The organism is Sphingomonas sp. Leaf20, from assembly GCF_001421535.1.
GTDB lineage: Bacteria > Pseudomonadota > Alphaproteobacteria > Sphingomonadales > Sphingomonadaceae > Sphingomonas.
Window position 1 is genome coordinate 1 of the sequence record NZ_LMKN01000015.1, and the last position, 19,712, is coordinate 19,712.

Annotated in this window: 17 protein-coding genes; 11 read left to right on the top strand and 6 right to left on the bottom strand. The window is 60.4% G+C overall.

Going from position 1 to position 19,712, the window contains the following annotated elements:
• Both ASE72_RS19200 and ASE72_RS19205 read right to left on the bottom strand, forming a co-directional pair.
• On the bottom strand, nucleotides 1-428 hold a 428-nt coding region (locus ASE72_RS19200), incomplete at its 3' end, for a lactate/malate family dehydrogenase (protein ID WP_443024792.1).
• Nucleotides 429-474: 46 nt separating this feature from the next.
• On the bottom strand, nucleotides 475-1,782 hold the full coding sequence (locus tag ASE72_RS19205) for a YncE family protein (protein WP_056025583.1): 1,308 nt from the start codon (nucleotides 1,780-1,782) through the stop codon (nucleotides 475-477).
• 144 nt (nucleotides 1,783-1,926) lie between these two features.
• Here ASE72_RS19205 and copM point away from each other — a divergent pair, with 144 nt between their 5' ends.
• Genes copM through ASE72_RS19220 form a run of 3 tightly spaced genes read left to right on the top strand, consistent with a single transcriptional unit; the run spans nucleotide 1,927 to nucleotide 4,155 of the window.
• Entirely contained in the window at nucleotides 1,927-2,424 is a 498-nt protein-coding gene (gene copM / locus ASE72_RS19210) for a CopM family metallochaperone (protein WP_235527837.1), read from the top strand.
• Nucleotides 2,421-2,966, top strand: a complete 546-nt coding sequence (locus ASE72_RS19215) for a YncE family protein (protein ID WP_235532465.1) — start codon at nucleotides 2,421-2,423, stop codon at nucleotides 2,964-2,966. Before copM ends, ASE72_RS19215 begins: the two co-directional genes overlap by 4 nt.
• Before the next feature lie 40 nt (nucleotides 2,967-3,006).
• Nucleotides 3,007-4,155 (top strand): YncE family protein, encoded by a 1,149-nt coding sequence (locus ASE72_RS19220; protein WP_235532466.1) that lies wholly within the window; start codon nucleotides 3,007-3,009, stop codon nucleotides 4,153-4,155.
• A gap of 834 nt (nucleotides 4,156-4,989) precedes the next feature.
• Here the strand turns inward: ASE72_RS19220 and ASE72_RS19225 are convergent.
• The 4 genes from ASE72_RS19225 to ASE72_RS19240 all read right to left on the bottom strand — a co-directional run bounded on the left by ASE72_RS19225 (nucleotide 4,990) and on the right by ASE72_RS19240 (nucleotide 10,848).
• Nucleotides 4,990-6,666 carry a recombinase family protein gene (locus tag ASE72_RS19225; RefSeq protein ID WP_056025587.1) on the bottom strand — a complete coding sequence of 559 codons (1,677 nt, stop codon included), beginning with the start codon at nucleotides 6,664-6,666 and terminating at the stop codon, nucleotides 4,990-4,992.
• Nucleotides 6,667-6,915: 249 nt separating this feature from the next.
• Entirely contained in the window at nucleotides 6,916-8,247 is a 1,332-nt protein-coding gene (locus tag ASE72_RS19230) for a hypothetical protein (protein ID WP_156350691.1), read from the bottom strand.
• Nucleotides 8,248-8,879: 632 nt separating this feature from the next.
• The gene (locus tag ASE72_RS19235; RefSeq protein WP_235532467.1) at nucleotides 8,880-9,845 is read right to left on the bottom strand and encodes an SAM-dependent methyltransferase; all 966 of its coding nucleotides are present in this window, start codon (nucleotides 9,843-9,845) and stop codon (nucleotides 8,880-8,882) included.
• Between the two features lie 100 nt (nucleotides 9,846-9,945).
• Nucleotides 9,946-10,848, bottom strand: a complete 903-nt coding sequence (locus ASE72_RS19240; protein ID WP_056025593.1) for a hypothetical protein — start codon at nucleotides 10,846-10,848, stop codon at nucleotides 9,946-9,948.
• A 440-nt stretch (nucleotides 10,849-11,288) separates the two neighbouring features.
• Between ASE72_RS19240 and ASE72_RS19950 the strand changes: the two genes are divergently transcribed.
• From ASE72_RS19950 to ASE72_RS19295, 8 genes are all read left to right on the top strand, one after another.
• A complete protein-coding gene (locus ASE72_RS19950; RefSeq protein ID WP_082446316.1) occupies nucleotides 11,289-15,074 on the top strand; it encodes a MobA/MobL family protein in 3,786 nt (1,261 codons plus the stop codon).
• 166 nt (nucleotides 15,075-15,240) lie between these two features.
• Complete coding sequence (locus tag ASE72_RS19260) at nucleotides 15,241-15,477, top strand: hypothetical protein (RefSeq protein WP_056025604.1); 237 nt, start codon at nucleotides 15,241-15,243, stop codon at nucleotides 15,475-15,477.
• Nucleotides 15,478-15,560: 83 nt separating this feature from the next.
• The gene (locus ASE72_RS19265) at nucleotides 15,561-15,803 is read left to right on the top strand and encodes a hypothetical protein (RefSeq protein ID WP_056025607.1); all 243 of its coding nucleotides are present in this window, start codon (nucleotides 15,561-15,563) and stop codon (nucleotides 15,801-15,803) included.
• Between the two features lie 274 nt (nucleotides 15,804-16,077).
• Nucleotides 16,078-17,219 (top strand): IS3 family transposase gene (locus ASE72_RS19275; protein ID WP_156350692.1). Its coding sequence is split into 2 segments (ribosomal slippage): nucleotides 16,078-16,318 and nucleotides 16,318-17,219, totalling 1,143 coding nucleotides; the frame shifts between segments, so codons are not numbered across the junction.
• 215 nt (nucleotides 17,220-17,434) lie between these two features.
• On the top strand, nucleotides 17,435-17,932 hold the full coding sequence (locus tag ASE72_RS19280) for a hypothetical protein (RefSeq protein ID WP_056025615.1): 498 nt from the start codon (nucleotides 17,435-17,437) through the stop codon (nucleotides 17,930-17,932).
• 46 nt (nucleotides 17,933-17,978) lie between these two features.
• Nucleotides 17,979-18,560, top strand: a complete 582-nt coding sequence (locus ASE72_RS19285) for a hypothetical protein (protein WP_162235511.1) — start codon at nucleotides 17,979-17,981, stop codon at nucleotides 18,558-18,560.
• Nucleotides 18,561-18,669: 109 nt separating this feature from the next.
• Nucleotides 18,670-19,014: a hypothetical protein gene (locus tag ASE72_RS19290; protein ID WP_156350693.1), complete on the top strand. Its 345-nt coding sequence runs from the start codon at nucleotides 18,670-18,672 to the stop codon at nucleotides 19,012-19,014.
• A gap of 48 nt (nucleotides 19,015-19,062) precedes the next feature.
• Nucleotides 19,063-19,581, top strand: coding sequence for a hypothetical protein (locus ASE72_RS19295; protein ID WP_056025624.1), 519 nt, complete (start codon nucleotides 19,063-19,065; stop codon nucleotides 19,579-19,581).
• Nucleotides 19,582-19,712: the final 131 nt, after the last annotated feature.

A 19,712-nucleotide genomic window follows, 5' to 3' on the forward strand; every position in this document is an offset into this window, starting at 1 on the left:
CCGACGACCAGGATCTTGGCGTCGCGTTTGGCCACTCCGACGACCAGGATCTTGGCGTCGCGTTTGGCCACTGCGTCCAGCGCTGCGCCCTGCGTCTTGAAGATCGCTGCGTTGGCAGCGAGCAAATCACGGCGCTCCATGCCCTTCGAGCGGGGACGAGACCCGACCAGCATGGCCGCATCGATGTCCTTGAAAGCCACCATCGGATCATCAGTAATGATCACATCTGCCAGCAGCGGGAACGCGCAATCCTCCAGTTCCATGACCACGCCGCGTACTGCGTCCAKCGCCTGCGGCACGTCGAGCAGTTGAAGGATAACGGGCTGGTCCGGTCCGAACACGTCACCCTGCGCGACCCGGAAGAGCAGCGAATAGCAAATTTGTCCTGCGGCACCGCTGATCGCGATCCTGACGGGGGGCTTGGTCATTTTGGAAAGGGCTTTCGTTGGRAGATTACAGACGGTGTRAGACCGATCAACGCGCCGCCAGGGCAAGCGCCGCATCGCGCCCGGATGGCACYAGATTGGCGAGACCTTTTCCTGATCKYACGGCACCAGGAACGTAGATCAGGCTYTGCGCATCCGTACTGATCGGGATCGTCGACRCGGTGGTGTACGTCAGCGTGTCGATCCCAGCGACCTTGTTGGTTCCGGCCAGGCTGGCATAGATCCTCGTACCATCGCCCGACGGCCAAACCGCACTCGGAGCCGCTTGTAGCGGGAYGGTTGYCACAGCCTCCAGGCTGTCGGTTCTATAGACCTTGATTGCAGGTTGATCGCCGCCAACGCTGACATAGGCAAAGGAATCGTCYGCGCGCTGGGCGAAGTTGACCGCGCCCGTTGCTGGACCAGTGTTTATCACTTCGCGTACCGCAAACGGCGGTTTGGCAGCAAAGACCGTGGTCGTGCCGCTCTCGCGGCGTGTTGCCCAGATYTGTTTGCCATCTGGCGAGACCGCGATTGCTCCCGCACCTGCACCGTTGCTGGCAACGTGTCCGACGACGCGCCGATGCTCGACGTCGACAACCAGGATGGACGGCCTTTCAGTAAGCGATACAAAGGCATARCGTCCGTTTGGCGACAGGATGGTCGCGCCCGCTCCGCCACTTGCTGGTACGCGGGTGATCTCCCGCGCKGTCTTAGGATCCACGACCGCGATGGCATGTTCATCGCCGAGCGAAACCCAGAGTTCGTGCCCATTGGGCGTAAACGCGACGGCGGTAGGCGACGTCTGGAACACGGTCCGGCCTCGTTCCGTGTTCGTGGCCAGATCTACGAGCGTCACACTGTGCTGCGCTAATGCCGATACCGCCAGGGTCCGCCCGTCACGCGTTGCAGCCAGGTGCTGGACTTTGGGGCTGGAAATGGCCAGATCTACGAGCGTCACACTGTGCTGGTTCGTGGCCAGATCTACGAGCGTCACACTGTGCTGCGCTAATGCCGATACCGCCAGGGTCCGCCCGTCACGCGTTGCAGCCAGGTGCTGGACTTTGGRGCTGGAAAAGCTGGGCTCAGCTATCGCGCTTTTGGCGAGGTCGATSCGTCCCAGTTCGTTGCCCGCTGCAGGATCGATGACAACGATCTTCGTCGATGTMGGGTCAGACACATAGATCCGGTCATGATGACTAAGGTCGATATCAGCCTTCGACCACGGTGCCTGAACCGCCTTGATATCGCAGGGAAAGTCGTCCGCCGCAGGTGCAGCCCAATAGGCCTGAGCGATCGCCGGGACTGGCGCTACGGAGGCCAACATCGCGGCAACCAGAACGATCGTGGCTTTCATCGTTTGATCCTTATCGCGGATCCGGCGGGTGATCGTGCCAGTCCGATGCCGCTAGATCGACCGATATGTCCCTCGCGTCCAACGCATAGTCGCGATGGTTTCAATACGAAAACGCGATCATAGATCGCCTACCGTTCTTGTTAGATGATCGGAACGACCATGCTTATGCGTTGGACCGGCGGCTGCGCCGCAATTACTTACGCTGTCACGCTCGGCATTCATCGCTCGCGTGTCATAAATGGGAACACTAAAGGCATGACGATGAAATCTCGCACGGCCTTGCTAACGGCGATAGCCGTGTCCGTATCGACGGGTGCTTTAGCGCAAACGGACGGTTTCGCGTCCGCAATGGATGCGGCGATGGCGCGGATGCACGGCGCGATGATGACCGGTTATTCGAGCGATCCCGATCGCGACTTCGCAAAGATGATGATCCCGCATCATCAGGGCGCGATCGACATGGCCGAAGTCGAACTGCGGTTCGGCAAGGATGAACGCCTGCGCCGGCTCGCCCAGGGAATCATCGTCGAACAGCGTCAAGAAATCGCGGTGATGCAGGGCATCTTATCCGAAGGCGGCGCGTTGCCGCTTCACACTGAACCGACCGCGACCGGTCACCCCCATCACGGAGACCGTCCATGAAGCGTTTTACCTTAACCGCCTGTGCTGCCCTGTCTTTTTCGGCCCCGGCATTTGCGCAGCAGGTACCGAACGCGACCCCCGACATCCCTGTTAGCGCGCACGATCGGTTCTACACTTCGGACCAGTTCTCCAACACCGTGTCGGTGATCGATCCGTCGACCAACACGCTGCTCGGCGTGATAAAGCTCGGCGACCAGACCCCCTCGAACCTCAGCCCGCTCTACAAAGGACAGCTGCTCGTGCACGGCATGGGCTTCTCGCCTGATCGCAAGACGCTGGCGGTAATCTCGATCGGCTCGAACTCGGTGACGTTCATCGACACTGCGACCAATGCCGTGAAGCACACGACCTATGTGGGCCGATCGCCGCACGAAGCGTTCTTCCGCCCCGACGGTCGCGAAGTCTGGGTCGCGGTGCGCGGCGAGGATTATATCCAGGTGCTCGACGGCAAGACCTTCGCGCCGACCACGCGCATCCCCGTCCCCAACGGCCCGAGCAGTTTCACGCTGGTCTGGTGCGCGATCTGGCCGAGCGCCGCATGAGGCGTTTTTCCGCCCCGACGGTCGCGAAGTCTGGGTCGCGGTGCGCGGCGAGGATTATATCCAGGTGCTCGACGGCAAGACCTTCGCGCCGACCACGCGCATCCCCGTCCCCAACGGCCCCGGCATGACGATCTTCTCGCCGAACGGAAAATACGGTTACGTCTGTTCGAGCTTCACACCCGAGACCGTGGTGATCGACACCGCCTCGAAGAAGATCGTCGGTCGCGTCAAGCAGGCGAGCCCGTTCTGCCCTGACATCGCCGCGACGCCCGATGGCACGCAGGTCTGGCTGACGCTGAAGGACGTCGGCAAGGTCATGGTGTTTGACGCCAAGCCGCCCTTCGCAGTGCTGAAGACGTTCGATACCGGCGCGATCACCAACCACGTCAATATCGCCCGCAATAAGAACGGCCAGTTCGCCTATGTAACGGTCGGCACCGAGAACGTCGTCAAGGTATTCCGCACTACCGACTTCGTGCAGGTCGCGAGCATTCCGGTCGGCGCGCTTCCTCATGGCCTTTGGCCGTCGGGCGACGGCACGCGGATGTATGTCGGGCTGGAGAACGCCGATTCGGTCGCGGCGATCGATACCGCCAGCAACACCGTCATCGAGACAATTCCGATCGGTCAGGGGCCGCAAGGCGTGGCATATGTTTCCGGCGCGGTGCCGGTAGGCGATGGCCGTGCAAACCTGGTGCCGCTCGCGCAGGCCGGCATGAAGATCCAGCTGACTCTATCCGGGACTGGGCGCAGCCAGGTCACGCTGTTCGGAATTGCTGGTCGGCGAGGATTTCCAGCGGCTCCCGGCGCGGTGCCGGTAGGCGATGGCCGTGCAAACCTGGTGCCGCTCGCGCAGGCCGGCATGAAGATCCAGCTGACTCTATCCGGGACTGGGCGCAGCCAGGTCACGCTGTTCGATCAAGGCCAGGTCCAGATTTTGCAGGCGGCGGTTGCGGGCCTCAGCCCAAAGATGCCCTATGTCCTTGGAYTATCCTCCCACGCTGAYGGCAGCGGCGTGATCCAGCCTCTGGCGAAGTTCATGACCAATCCGGCGGGCGGCGCGATAGTAAACACGCTCGGACCGCTCCGCCAGATCGTCAGCGACGCGAAAGGCGACATGCGCCGTTACCTCGTCATTGCTCCGGGCGACCCGATGATGCCGGGCGCTGTCGTTCAGGTGCAAAAATGAGGATTCCGGTGAAACCTGCGGGCCGGACCGCTCCGCCAGATCGTCAGCGACTACACGCTCGGACCGCTCCGCCAGATCGTCAGCGACGCGAAAGGCGACATGCGCCGTTACCTCGTCATTGCTCCGGGCGACCCGATGATGCCGGGCGCTGTCGTTCAGGTGCAAAAATGAGGATTCCGGTGAAACCTGCGATCTCTTGTGCGTATCCGGTATCTTGGTCATGACGCTGGTATAGGCTGCCGCAGCGTTTTGAGACTGTCGGAAAACACATGATTGTCGTCAGGCGTAGGTCAGGCGACCAGGGTTGCCCCAGCCGATGCGTGGCACATGCGACAAACCCTGTCGCTTTGTTCGACTGTGTGGAAACCAAAATCCGGAGGTTTTCCGTCACCTACCAAAAGGGCGGGAAGTCACGCTTATCGTCAATCCGGGTGTACCCTGATTGAGCATGTGGTTTGGAACACAAATCCCGTTCAAGCAAAGTCGGCAACAGCGAGATTGAACACATTAGGGATGTGTCTAACGTACCCGCGTGAATCGCTTGCTCAGCCTATGCGTTTGGAGGGCAATCACGGGATATGTAGGCGATGCACGAGCGGCGGCATGCTGGTGATGCCTGTCGCGGTGAACGCGCTTCGGAATACCGCTGCGGGAGCAGACTTTCGAAAGATGCGCAGCACCTCGTCCATTCGATCCAGTACCAGCGGATGACCCATGCGCTGACTAAAAGTCCCGCGTTAGGCTACGGCACCGGCGAAGCTGCTAACTATTCCAGTATTATGTGTCGGCCTAAAGTGATGATGGTGTACAGTATACATTGAGCCAAAAATGGCGTTAGCAACGACCGTTGGTCAACAAATCAAAGTGGCTGCACGTCCCCGCAACCACCACCATAGAACTCGACATGCCGCCCTCACGGGCGGCGTTGTCGTTTGTGGCAAAGGCGACGAGGTCTGCGACCTTAGCGACGACCTCCGCCTCCGGGCCATCCCTGCCGTCCGGGTAGATCGTCACGCTTTCGATGAGCGTCGACAGGATTTCTGCCGCTTCGCCGCGGACCGTCTCAGCGTCGAGCGCCTCGCGCAACCGGCTGACTTTCTCCTTGAACAGTTGCTGCACAGCCGGATGCGACAGGATCGTCGCGGAGGGCGCGACCGCCGTTGGCATACTCAATTGTTTCTCCAGGCGCGCTTTCTCGGACTCGCGGTCGCCAAGGAGCTTCAGCAGGGCGGGGCTGGCCACCGCTGCCAGCATGTTGGCGGCCAGCGTGTCGATCTCGCGGGTAACGACGGCGAGGCGGTCGATGATCGATTGATCCTGCCTCGCCGACGTGCTCGTCAGCCGCGCCAGCTCCCGCTGGAACTCCTCGGCGAACAGCCGAGCATGATCCTCGGTTAGCAACTGGTGTTGGAGAATCGATAGGGTTGCCGTTTCGAGAGGGCCCTTTCGGACCGAGACCGTGTTCGAGCAGCTGCCGCGCTCCTTCTGACCGGCGCAGCGATAATAGTCCTTGCCCGAGATAGTGTAGCCCGACCCGCAACAGCTGCAGCGGATGAGACCCGACAGCAAGTGCTTCTTGCGGTTCTGACGGGCGACCGGAACATCGGTGCTGGGACGCGAACGCTGCTCGATCTGTGCCTGAACCGCGCTCCACTGTGCGTCATCGACGATGCGCAGATCCGGCACGGCGACCTCGATCCATTCTGAATGTTCGCGTAGGCGATAGCGTCGCTCGCGCTTCTCGCTGTCGGGGTTGCGACGCCATTGCCGGCGTCCCCATACCAGCCGGCCAACATAAAGCGGGTTGTTGAGAATGCCGGTCGCCTTTTTCGGGTCGCCGCGGACCGTAGAGGCATTCCACTGCCCGCCACGTGGGCCAGGCACGCCGTCGGTATTCAGCTTGGTCGCTATCTGGATGGACGAAGCGCCGGCCGCGAACTCGGTGAATATGCGCTCGACGATGGCGGCCTGCGCCTCGTCGATCTCGAGCAGGCCACGAATACGCTCACCGCGGTCATCAAGGCGGATGACCCGCCTGTAGCCGTAGGAGCGACCACCGGCGCACCGCCCCGCAAGCACTGCCGCCTCCATGCCGCGCAGGGTCTTGTCGACAAGGTGCTTGAGGAAGATCGCTCCCAGCAGCCCGGCAACCGCGAACTTGATCTCGTCGACATGGCCCTCGCTCACCGTGTGCAATTGCACACGGTGGTAGGCCAGCTTCTTGCCGAGCCACGCGACATCCTCCGCATCGCGCGCAAGCCTGTCGAGCGCTTCGCAGACGATCAAGTCGACTGTTCCCGACTCGATGTCCGCCAGCAGTTTCCTCAGGCCCGCCCGATCACGGCGATAGCCGGACTGTTCGGGGTCATGATACGTTGCCATCACGGTGCCGCCAACATAGGTGACGAGCTTCATGCACGATTCGGTCTGATCAATACTCGACGTGGCCGTCTGCATCGCGGTCGAGTGGCGCCCGTAGAGGACGATGCGGGGGGCAGGGCGCATCAGCATGGCAGAGGAGCACCTTCTGTCAGGAGTATATTAAGCGGCGGGCGTGCCGGGATCATTAGTTGCCCGCGAGGCGGGCGCGCAGCGTTCATAATGGTCGGCTGCCGCCTGCTTCGCCATCAGCCGGACGAGCTTCGCCATGCCGATGGCGAAGGCCGGATTGGCAGCGTCGGGTGGGGTGGCGCAAACAGCAGTGGCAGCGGGTCTCATCCATGATGGGATGACGACTCGGACGATGAGTGAACAGGGTATCTAAAACTCGCCGTTTCGCCGCGACCACTCTGGCATTAGCAGCTGAAACTGGTCGAGACTGGCTGCTGGCATCGGTTCCGCCAGCCGGGACTCAACGCGGTCAAGCAGCGTCGATCCAGAGTTATTGTCCGAATTGGTACTCCTGTCTCCCACATTACGGTCGCAGCCGCTGATGGCTTTCAGCGCACTGGCGGTGCGGCACACCTTCGCGCGGCCGCCCACGGGAACGGCTGGCACGGGTGAGAGGGCTGGAAGACCGCAACCGCCGTCCAGCGCCTTCATGGCCTTTCGCACCTGCCCCTTGAGGCAGACAAGGTTTATCGCGAGGACGGTAACCGCCTCGGGAACGGACATGCCGAGTTGCGCCTCGGCAAGGGTCTTGCGTCCGAAACCTTCTTTACGTAGCATCGCAGGCGTAATGGCCGTTAACGGGGCTATTTCGGTTCGTATTGCGCGAACGAGCGCAGTGAATGCGTCTCCATGGAGATCGACATCGCTGAGCTGCTCAGAGATTCTTTCGGCCATTTGCAACAGCCGGGGATCATACTCGAACTGCGCGGACGCGAATGCCTCCTGCGGCGTGTCGTAAACTTTGTCGCGGTCTAGCTTGCTCAGGAGCTGGTCAAGGCTTTTTGCAGGTCTGGCGAGACGGTCGGCAAACAGGGCCCCGCGCTTTACCCAAATCGGATCGTCGATATCCAGGCGGGGTCCCATCGGCTCGGTTGCCATACGACGGAGATATTCGGCAAGCATGCGTGCACGAAGGGCCCCGATGAGGATCGTGTGATCATGAACCACACTCCGGATCAGGCCCGCGTGCTGCGGCGTCGTTTCCGCCAGCTGATAAAGCCCGAGAAGGTTTCCACGGACCAACCGCCGCCATCCTATTAGGCATGAGTCCCGCAGGATATGCAGGTTGGCTGCGTGACGATCGAGGTCCAGCCCAAGGTCTTTTTGCAGTTGTTCCGGTTTGTCGATGTTGCAACCGCCGAAGAGCATCCGGGTCACCCACCATTTTGGGTTACCAGCCGGGCGATAGCGGGGCGGCACCGTCAACTTGGTCAATAGGGATGGAGTGGCGACGTTGCGTAGATCGCTCTGCGAGCCCTCCCAAACAATACCGGGGGTGGGTTCGGGTAGGGGTGACGCGTCGATAGCAGTGCTGGAGTGCAGCCCATTGGCATCGCTTGTCAGAGCCGAGCGAATGTAACCTATCGCGCGTGCCTCGATGTCTGTCGATATGACATTAGAGGCCAAGACCGCATGCGTCGCCATGCGCGATGCACGCAGGCGGGTAGCCGAATGCGGCGTAGATAGAACGGAAGTCGTCATGAGTTGTACTCGGGTCGGCGAGACCGCTTCCGGTGCCCCGCATGCCCGAACCTCGCGATCCAAGCCGGCCCGCGCTCACACGGGCGGGGAGAGGAAAGGCAGGGTTGATAGCGCGCCCCGGCAACCTATCGTGCAACCACTCCGAGCAGCAGTCGAATACCTGTGCCTCGTTCGCGCATCTCAAAACCAGGCACAATGAATATAATTCGCGAAACGCCTCATGTCCAGCCGATAAATTTTAGTTGCGCCAACAGCACGTGGCGGACTGCGTCCAACGCAAGACGAGTATAATAGGCGCGGCTGCGAGGCTGATCGTAATCGCATGGCCATGGTGAAAGCGCGGAACCTTTTTGCGAGCGGGTGCGGTTGGTGACAGCGTAATCGCTTAAGCGTCGGCAAAGCATTGGGCGTCAAAAGACGGAGCGCTCTCTCTCTCCCGCCCATGCCGGGTGTTCTGTTCTGGCAAGCCATTTACGTCAGCGGTGTATGGTCGAAATAAGAATACGCTGTTCCGGCACACCGCCGAAAAACTCGGTTGATTTCCGAACTGTCGCGATCTGACAGACACTGAGGTTTATCCCGCCGAAATGCCGATTGTATTCGATGCTCGGGAGGAACCGTAGCTTCAGGTACTAAAGCTGTTTTGTAATGATACGCGAGCTACCGTTGATTTTCGAATTCTTTAACTCCCACTCGCGATACATCGAGACGATCTCGGACTTTGCGAGGCTTGGATTGCCTGCAACGTCACCAGCGACTTTAGCGAAGTCGAGTTGTTCCATGACGTGCCTGACGTTTCCCTTGATGAAGTAATGCGCAGACGGGCGCTTGGAAAAGTCTTGATGCACTCGACCGGCCTGTCCACCTACGCGCTGAATTGCGAAATCGGCACATTCCTTCGTCGTGAATTTGAAGTCGGGGTGTCGCGTCTCGACTGGCCGCGGTTTGCGGAGTTCCGGCTTGCGACACCAGATCTGGAATACCGCTGGAACATCGTACGGCTTGGACCGGAACAGGAATGCGTCGGCAGGCACATCCCATTCGCGCACCAGATGGAAGGAACGATCGAGCCGGTTCACGATCGATGCCTTGCGGAACGTCCTTGGCAGAATGAACGCAATTACGCTGGACTGGCGAGCAGCATGGTTAAAGAATCTGACTGCTGTGCTGGAGTTCTTGCCAAAAGGCGGATTGCCGATGATTGCAATTGGGCGGTCAGTTTCGATTTCAACCTCGAGAAAGTCGGCGTTAATGATACCAGGGTATTTAGGTTCGATATCAAAGGCGATACTGCCGTTGGGCAATATCCTGTAAAACGATCCCGTCCCGGCGCTAGGCTCGACCATTAAGTAGTCAGAAGGATCGAAATATTCTTTGAAACGGTCGTAGAAAAAGGCGGCGACATCCGGTCGCGTATAGTACTGGTCGTACTTCCTGTCTGACGCTCCATTGTCGTTGCTTGCCGCTCGTTTCGTCATGGCTGACGGCTTTGGATCGAACGTCAACTGCGGGGAGGACGAGGCGGCCTTCGGAAGGCCGTTTACCGGATGTGTCGAAACCCTGGAGGCTGTGGTCTTAACGTCGTTGATCGTGCCCATCGTCTTTGCTCCTCATTCATGTTCGTATGTTCGGCGAAAAGTCCCGGCTGCTCGACAATTTGAGCGGAGCAGCCACTCGCATTTGTTTCCACGAATGAACTCACGCGGGCTCGTCGTTGTCGTTGGAAGCGTCTGCCCGCAGGCTCGCGAAGGCATCGAAGACATCGATGACGTCTGCCCGCGGTGCGGCCGGGTGGACGTCGCGCTGTTGCGCCTCGGAGGTGCGGCGTACCGCCTGTCGCTTCCTGACGGTGGGCAACCTCTCACCAGCTTCACGCGCTGCCGCGTTCTCGGCTTCCCTCTCGTCATGAAAGGCGCGGATCACCTTCAGCATGGCGCGATGAAGCTTCAGTTCGAGCGCCTGCTCGCCTGCGTAGCGGTCGAGCCGGTCAAGCATCTCGCGACTGTCTTGTTCGCGGGTTTGGCGACGTTCGTTCAGGAGGATACGTCCCTGATCGTCGAGGGCGTTTTCGAACGCCAGATCCTGCTGCAGATAGGGGGAGACCGCGCGCGCGAGGGCATAGAGAGGACCCAGCGCGATACCGGATGCCTGACGGCCAATCTCGACCATGATTCGGTAGACGACCACAGCGCGGAGCTGGTCAGCACTACGTTGACGGTCTGCTTCGGCAACTACCTGTTCCTGCTTCGCCTGCAGCAGCTGCGCTTCCAGACGGGCGACTTTATCCATTGCCGACTGATGCTTGGTCGTCGCTGCTTGCACTGCGCCACGTGCGGATGGCCGGGCGCTGTTCTCCGGGTTCTGCAGACTGGCCGGGACTGGCGGCTGGTCGCCCTGTATCCAGGCAATCCATTGGCCGGCATCGATCGTTGCAGGCAGGATGCCGAACAGCAATTCGGTGACGAGATCACGTCGCGCAGGCATATCGATCAGAGCGGCGATCCGGTCCATACTCCACGGTTGCCGATTGGCCGTGATGCCTAGTTCGACGGCGAGAGCAGCGAGCACACCCGTGATGGCGGGGTCGGTTTTATTGGTCATTGTCTTTGGCTCCTGATGATGCGACAGTGCGTCATCGACCATGTTTTAAGGCGGCTGACCGAGCCCCTGACAGGGTACCTAAATCTTCATTTCACACAGGCGCGGATGTGCGCGCCTTCGCCCATGACGTGCTCACCCGCACATGCGTGTTCGCGTGCACGTGTACGCGAGGGGGAGGAAACAGTGGGAAGTTCAGGTTTTTGTGCAAAGCTGCAAACAACGGCTCAAGCCGGTATTTGCGCGCGCTGCGCTATAATTGGATTTCCGCGTGCGGAAGTCGGGGGCAGGGTCGGCCTGCACGCCGAGCGCGCAGGGGTCCTCTGGCTGTGCCTCCGGAAGGCGGGGTAGGGGCAGCATATCTTGGGCGATTGTTAGTTACCCATTACTGCGTATCGCCATTCGGGCATGCTGGTTGTCGCACCATCATCCTGGACACCGAGATGCCCGTTCCCGCCGACGTAACTCACATGACCGAAGCGTTGCGTCGACGTATCGATTGGCAGGAGCGGGAAGCGCTTGTCGGGACAGTCAGGCCTGGACGGCAGCGTGGAATCCAAGACGTGACAAGCCGGAAGTCTCGTTGGGTCGGTACCATCAATCTTCAACGACCGGCTGCCGGCGAACGGCCGACCGCGGCGAATGGCGCAATCAGTTTTCACACGCGCCTTTCGACGATCTCCAGAAGCGACAGCGCGACCGCAGCAGGCCGTAGTTCAGTTAATGCTGCGGTAGGGCAAGAACGGTATCTTACCGACAACTGGGCCCGTGAATTGTCGAGGGCAGCAGGTTCCGAGCGCTATGTCGTCGATGGTGATCAAGCCGATGATTCAGTCAACGACCCGGACTCTCGCGTCGTCTTCATTCACTCGAACATCTCGGACGTTGGTGTAGAACGCATCGCGTTCTGGGAAGAAGCTTGGAGGGTCGAACGCAAGGCCGGCGCGCCGCGCCTGCGATTGAACCTGACCACGATGAGCGAAAGCGATTGGGAGACGCTGAGCGCCGACCCGAACGCCCCGGCAGCCCTGATCAACATTGTTGCGGCGCTCAGGAGAGGGGAGCAAATTGATCAAGGTCGCTGCTACGTCCGCGACGGTAGCCGATTGCTGGAACTCGAGCTTCGACAAGAAGATCTCGACTGGGCAGGACAGCTTGGCACAACCTACGGCGCGGACCTGAAGGCACGAGGGCTGCACTTCGTTCGACCACGTTTTGGGCAAGTGCAAAAACAGTTCGTAGCATCACTGCCAGCCGAGCTTGATGCCGCCGCGCATAGGGACATCGTCACACAGTTTGGTGCAGAGCTTGACACCCTTGGCCTTCCCTTCACAGCAGCACTTCACAGACCCAATGGCTACAACCACCGCGCCAATCATCATCCTCATTTCATATTCTATCCAGCGATATGCAGGCGCGGCGCGGACGGTCGCTTTGATCTTGCTTCGGGCCGCAAGCTCCGTCCTGGCGAACTGGCGGGCTGGACGAAGGAACGTCGGCAAAGCACGTTTCATCAAACCAGTGCCAGCGCAGACGTTGTTGCCCTGCGCAAACGTTTTGCCGAAATATGTAACTTCCATCTCACGCGGGCACGTTCCGGACGGTTGTACGATCCGCGCACCTACGAACAGATGGGCATAGCAGCGGCACCGATGATGTCGCTCGGCAAGGCGGCTTCGGCGTTGGTGAAGGCGGGCATCGATGTGCCGAAAGATCGCGACAATGCGCAAACATACTGGTCTGCACGCAAGCTCGAGCTGGCCAACCGTTCGCGCGAGCGGCGTGATCGTCACTTCGAAATTCTTAAGGCGTTGCAATCGGTCGAGCCGAGTGGGGGCGACATGCCGATGGCAAAGTTGAGAGACGAGCTCATCGGCATATTTCAACATATCGAAGAGGGCCGTGATGCACTCGATGAGGTGGCTCTACAGCGTGAAATGGCTTTGTCGGCGGCAGTTCGGCTGGCCGAGAACTGCGCTCGCCTTATTGCGGATATCGATGCCGGGCTGGCGAAATCGGCGGATGTTCGAGAGCGGAGCAGGATCGCGGCCAGGCACCAGCTGGCGCTCGCCCACATGGATGAAATTGAGCAGGCCATCGCACCGTATCAAGCCACAGCGCAACGTCATACCTTGGAAATGGAGCGCCTGGAAGCGCGGGCTCAAAAGCTGTGCGACCGGATTGCGTTAGAGCAGGCCTGGGTTGCCAACTCGGTGTTGGCGGCGCAGCATATCACTCGTCTTTCACCGCACCGGCACTTCGACGAGCTCATCCGATACATTCACCGGCATCCACAACAGGCTGATGACGCTACTACGTTTGTTCACCTTTGGCGTGAGGACGGGCGCACGCAGTTTAAGGGGCTCAAGTCGCTCGACCTTGAATTGCTCGTAAACGCCGCCTTTGCGTTTCGTGCAGACCGTGCTCTTGAAGCGGCCATCTTGGCGCAGACCGACGGCGTTGGGCGCCTGCTCCGCTACGTCGCGAAACACGGTGTTGACCAACTTGAAGTCCGGACACGGCACCCGAAAACAGCCAACGATGCGATAGCAACACTTAACCGGCGTTATGGGGCGCATCCGCTGTTTCTGCGAGGCCGCTTCGACGCTGACGTTGCCTTCGTCAACAGGAACGCGCCGAACGAGAAAATCTTGATTGGCAAGCCGCATGCGACGCAAGAACGCGGCGAGATGATGAAACCCGTAACGGATCACTCGACGGTAAAACTGGTGTCGGCACTCTCGCCGCTACGTGCCGGTTCAGGCGGAGTCAGCGCTGCTGTTGTCCCAGTCGCGACCCGGACGTTTCGGCCAAACGACGCCGGGCTGTTCGCAAAACAACCGACATCTGCAGAGACCAAGTCTGTGGAAACTACGGCCCCGATTACCGCCAGTTGGAATCTTGACGAGGATGTCAGGGCCGCACTGGGCGCAGCAAACTTCTACCCACGCTTGAGCGGCGAAGACGATGGTGGACCGGGATCGATTTCTAGGGCGGACGTCCAGGCCCATGCCATGGACGCTCCAGATACGAGGGGGAAGTATATCGCCCTAAGCCAGCTCTCAGAGGTAGAAATAAGCGAGAATGATCAAGCCGAAAACGAGGCGAGGATCCATGATCGTCCCTTCCAAGAATCCGGAAACATCGATTTTACTGATTCGCCAAAACTGCCGAATACCGCTGACAAGCCGATGTCGGCTTCTGCCGCTCGCATGAAGCCGATCTCGGGCGATGCGGTTGGACTAATCGGTCCCGACACCGTTGCGACTAATGCGGCGCTTCAGAATGAGCCAGACCCACACGCGCAAAATAACGGTCCCTCGTCGGACAATCCGCTGACCCGTTCGTCAGATGAAGCTTCTCCGAATGGTTCGGCTAAGCAAGCGAGCGCCGTTGATCCCAATGAGCCAGCGCCGGAGCTAACAGACGATCGCATCCCACGGCGTCCGAAACGTCGTCCAATTTCGCCGGTCATCGCGATGGATCCCGCTTCCGTCGCGGATCAGGAGACGCTGCCCCGCGGGAAGAAGCATTCGGAGACTAAAGAGACTCGGAGCGAGGACGGGAACCGCTCGAAAGCAGACAACAGCCAGATGCCGAACACGCTGGCGAAAGGCGAAATTCGCATAAAGTCATTCACAGAGCGTGCCCGCGATATCGCTAAAACTCGGACGGTTGATCGAGCGGCCCCTCCGATGCCAGTAAAAGTTCAGAACGGTGCATTGCTTGACATCGCAGGTCGTCCTGTAGACGGCCGAGCAACGCCGACGACGTTGACGCGTGGGCAAGCGACGGCTCCAAATAGCAAACCTGTCGGGCGCACTCACTCGGCCGTTGAAGAGGCACTTTTTCCTGAACCTTGGCTTTCCAATAAGCTAGCCGCCCACCGAGAGTCACCGCAGTATCGGGGGTTGCCAAGCCCGCAGCGCGATCTTCTCGATGAAGCAGCCGCGATGCCATCGCACTACCTTGGGGCAGGTCTTGGTGCGATCGTGCGAAGCGACGATTACCTAAATATCGGCTTCAGTTCTGCAGCGGTATGGGAAAGCGTCTGCGCGTTACGGGAAATTCCCGGTGGATGGGAAATGCTCAACGCCGTTGCGCGGCCATCGTCAGAAAACGATAAGTTTAAATCAGATCTTCAATGGAACCGAATAATCATCGCAGATAAGGTCGAGGCAGAAATGCCGAGTTCTGGTATTGGTAGACCACGCGATCGCGGGCGCTGATACCGTCAATGTCTGATTAGAAATATCAAGTCTAGCCAATGTCTCTGTCGTGATTGTCCTACCACTCAAACGATTCCTGATATGAAGTTGAAGCGTGAGGAGCGCCGTGTCGTGATGGGAAGGAGCAAAAGGCAGCTCGCCTAGGCCCCCGCGACGCGGAGGACATATGGACGGTTTCAACAACGTGCGGGCAGCGCACGAGTATCGGACTGGTTTGCGCGGTATAGTCGCCCGGCTGGACGGATTTATCTCATTACCGGCCAATCGAACGATCGCACAAACGGCTTGCGGCGGCGAGCAGTTCGAGTGGCGCATGACCATCACGGAGGTCGCATATCTAGCGGCGCTAGCGGAGATGGACTGTGCATGCGCGCGCCGCCAGATCGCTCAGGTGACATTGTGAGAGGCGGCCGTCGGCTTGTCCTACCGCCTCACTGGACGACCGTGCGCGGCTTGTGGCTGCGATCGTCCGGTCTGAACGGAAGTGTGCTGACCGACAGCGAAACGATCTGGACCTTTGAGCAGCGACGCGTGATTGAGGTGGATGTCCGTAGCTGGACCATCATCGAAATCATCGAATGCTTGGCGACTTTAAAGACGCCACCGTTCGCTCAGCCTGAACTGCGTCATCTCGCGGCAGCCGATTTGGAACCTCTGGTCGCCTGTAAGGCAATCGGTCACATCGAGGCGCTTCGGCTCATGGCGCTCGTTCCTGGTTGGCAACCCTGAACTAAAAGCGTCGCCCAGCAGGGTAATTTATCGTCGATGAGATGGCTAATCGAGCCGAAGATTGGAAACCTGCAATGAAGGCGCGCGCGTCTTAGGCCACGAAGAAAGCTTGGACATGCACGCCCGCGCCCCGGCCAAAGCTGGTTCGAATTGGGCCTTCGGCTACTTACTGACAAGGTTTCAGCGCCTCAGCTCGCATGCTGGGGAGGCCAAATTGAGTAGCCCCTAGATTTCTGGACGCCTCGGGTCCTAATTTTGAGGACAGGAGGCGACGATGGGGAAACCCAATTTCAGCGATGAGTTCAAGCGTGACGCAGTGGTGCAGATCACGGAGCGGGGTTACCCGGTAGCGGAGGTTTCGCAGCGCCTCGGCGTCAGCCCACACTCGCTGTATGCGTGGAAGAAGCGGTTTGCGAAGGTCGCGTCGGGCGACGGCAATAAGGACGCAGAGATCCGCCAGTTGAAGCGCGAGATGGCTCGGGTGACCGAGGAGCGCGACATCTTAAAAAAAGCCACCGCGTATTTCGCCAGGGATGCCAAGTGAGATACGCGTTTGTTGCCGAGCATCAGAACCAGTTTGGCGTCCGCGCGATGTGCCGGTGCCTGGCGATCCAGCCCAGCGGTTTTTACGCCTGGCGCAAAGCGCCGCTGAGCCGGCGAGCGCAAGAAGATGCTCGGCAGATTGCATTGATCCGGCAGGCCTGGAGCGACAGCGGCAAGGTCTATGGGTATCGAAAGTTGCACGACGATCTGCTCGATCAGGGCGAGACCTGTTGTCCCAATCGCGTTGCCCGCCTGACCAACCTGGCAGGCATCAAGGCGCAGATCGGCTACCAGCGGCGTCCAGGCAGTTCAGGAGGAAGGCCTTCGGCCGTCGCTGCCAACACGTTGGATCGGCAGTTCGACGTGCCGCAGGCTGATCGCGCCTGGGTGACGGACATCACCTATATCCGCACGATGGAGGGCTTCGCCTATCTGGCGGTCGTGCTCGATCTGTACTCCCGTCGCGTGGTGGGATGGTCGTTGCAAAGCCGTCAGACAACCGATGTTGTTTTGCAGGCGCTGCACATGGCGGTCTGGCGGCGTAAGCCGAAGTGTCGGGTGCTGATCCATTCAGACCAGGGATCGCAGTTCACGAGCATGGACTGGGCTGCCTTCATCCGCGCTCACAATCTTGAGCACTCGATGAGCCGACGCGGCAACTGCCACGACAATGCCGTGGCCGAGAGCTTCTTCTCCTCGCTCAAGCGTGAGCGCATCCGGCGTCGGACCTATAAAACCCGCGACGAAGCCCGGCAGGACGTGTTCGATTACATCGAGATGTTCTACAACCCGGTCCGCAAGCATGTCAGGAACGGGATGCTGTCGCCCGTCGAGTTCGAACGGCAGCAGGCTTTGATGGCTCAAGGCGTCTAGAAAACGAGGGGCTACTCAAATCTAGGCGAGCCAGTTTACAAGCCAAGACGATCTGTACGCACCGATGAGCCGGCTGCACGGCAGCGGCATGACGTTAACCCAGAGACGAGTGAAGAGAGGGTGGGGGGAGCCTTTCGGCTGAACCGGAAGGTGAAATGATCCCTGACAGGCGCCGCGAACAGCCCGCGCGCCTGCTCCCTAGAGAGACGAACATAATGAACCATTATTCGAACGAGGCTGCCGCCATCGCGGCAGCGCTCATGGTTGCACGCTTGGCGGCTTTGCGCTTCGAACCGGACGTCGACGTGCCGATGTTGAAGATTCGCAACTACCTCCACGCGCGCACTGCGCGGCTGCTACTTGTGCCCTCAACCCTGTCGGACGGCAGCGATGCCGCCGCCGTGGGCGAGGTGATGGCGGCGTTCGGGTGCGACGCGCTGATGGCGCGAGCAGATGGCGCCGATGCAAGGCGTGCCCGCTTTACGGTCGGTCTGCATGGACATCGCCTGTTCTGGTCGGCGCCTACCCGGCTGTGGCTCGGAGCAGCGGCACCGGCGCATTTTGTCCCCAATCATCCGGACGACACCGTCTTTGCCCTCTTCAGCGTAGGGCTGCGCGGTTGTGAGGTGCCACCGTGGAGCAGCGACGAGGAGCGCGAAGATGGGTTCGCGCTCGGCGCCGACGCGCTTGCGGCCTTGATGGCGGGGCGCTGATATGAGCCGTCTCCAGGTTTGGGCCAGCCCCAGCGAAGCGTCGGACATGATGTTCGATGTGCGCCAGCCGGGCGTGACGGGTCTTGGCTACGCGCTGTTACGTCCCCGCTCCAAGGGGAAGGAGCGCAGCCTGTCGCGGCTCGCATTCGCCAAGATGAACCCAATCGAGCCCGGACCGACCAGCCCGCAAACCCGCTGCGGCATGCCGACCACTGCTCGGGATCACCGACTGCTGCTCGCGCCGGGTGTCGCAGACCCGGTGTCGCTCGAACGCCTGTTCGCCGATTATGACGAGGCGGTGCCCGAGCATCAGCGGTTGCTCGCTGCCGTCCTGACGCTGCCGTTCGTTCGCGGTGAACCGCTGCACGATCAGTTCGACAAGGTGACCACCTGGGCCATGCTGCATCTGGCACGGGCGAGGCAGCTCACCAGCCTTGCCGTGCTGCACGCGCCCGGTGATCAACTCGCCGCGGAAGCGCCGCACGCTCACATCGTCGTGCTCAGCCGTATCCATAATGCGTGCGGATGGGCTCAGCTGCATCCGGACCTCGCCGAAAGCGAGCATGGCGCCTGGGCCGAGCGATGGCTCGACTTCTGCGAGGCATGGCGTCGTAGGCCGGAGGCTTGAAGATGAGGGTTCCGAGCGCCTCCGGCAATCGGCACCACCGGCATCCGGATACCGGTGGCGAGACGCTGGATGATCTCGATGGGGCAACAAGCCCGATGGAGAAAAGACGATGATCGCGCGCAATCCACCCATGGTGTTCCGCTTCGCCGCCATGCTGCTGCTCAGTTCTGCCGTGCTCGGTCAGTGGTGGCAGCGGCAGCCGCTTGGCGCCGATGGCCATGCTTTGGTGACCATGATGCACTCCTATTGTCCTGGCGTCGGTGGCGAAGCTGGCCCGCTCACCGTGGCGGACAGCGCCCGTTTGCTCGACCGCTGGGGCTACGCCCTTCTCGGCGATCGGACCGGATGGAACGGTAGGGATCGCTGCACGCTGCCGCGACCGCGGAAAGGGGAAGGGATCGGCAGGACAGGCAGGCGAAGCCCGGGAAGCGCGATGAAAAGCGAACGGGCCTGATCCGAACCAGTCGGTTCGGGGATCACGCCAAAAAGAAGGCCTACCGTCATGCACCGCATGCTCCACGAACCACTGCCGTCCACGTCGAACGCATTGCTCGACTATTTCCTCGCCGCGCTCGGCGGCGAAACCTACTACCCGCTCGGCGGCAACACCGGCTTGCCCGCCGGCGCCCTTGAGAGCCTCGACCACAATGTCGTGCTGGCCGCCACCCCGGTCAGCGTCCGCGTTTTCGACGAGGCGCTGCTGCGATCGGCTGAGTATCGCGATACGCTCCTCGTGCGTCACGGCTTCTACCCCGAGACGCTCGACCCGGTGCGGGTCGACGTCGCCCTCAGGTCGACCACCGGGCCGATCCGCCTGCCTGACCTCAGTCTCTTCCGCGACCTGGACGGGCAGCTCCACCTCGTGCCACAGCACCAGGACCTGTTCCTCACGGTCGGCCCCGATGGGATCTGGGTGTCGCTCATCGCACCGTTCGACCGGTGGACCGATCGTGCGGCTGGGCTTGAGCGAGCCGCAGCTGATGTGGTTCGAGCCTGTTGCAAAGCACGAGCCGGTCAATAGGTACCGAAATGCGGGCGGGGCGGCTTTACTAACGCCCCGCCTCAGACTTAGATTTCGTAGTGACCTCGATGCTCAATGCGGACGACGCCTACTCTGTTTGCTTGGTTTTCAGAGAGCGCCGAAGCACTTAC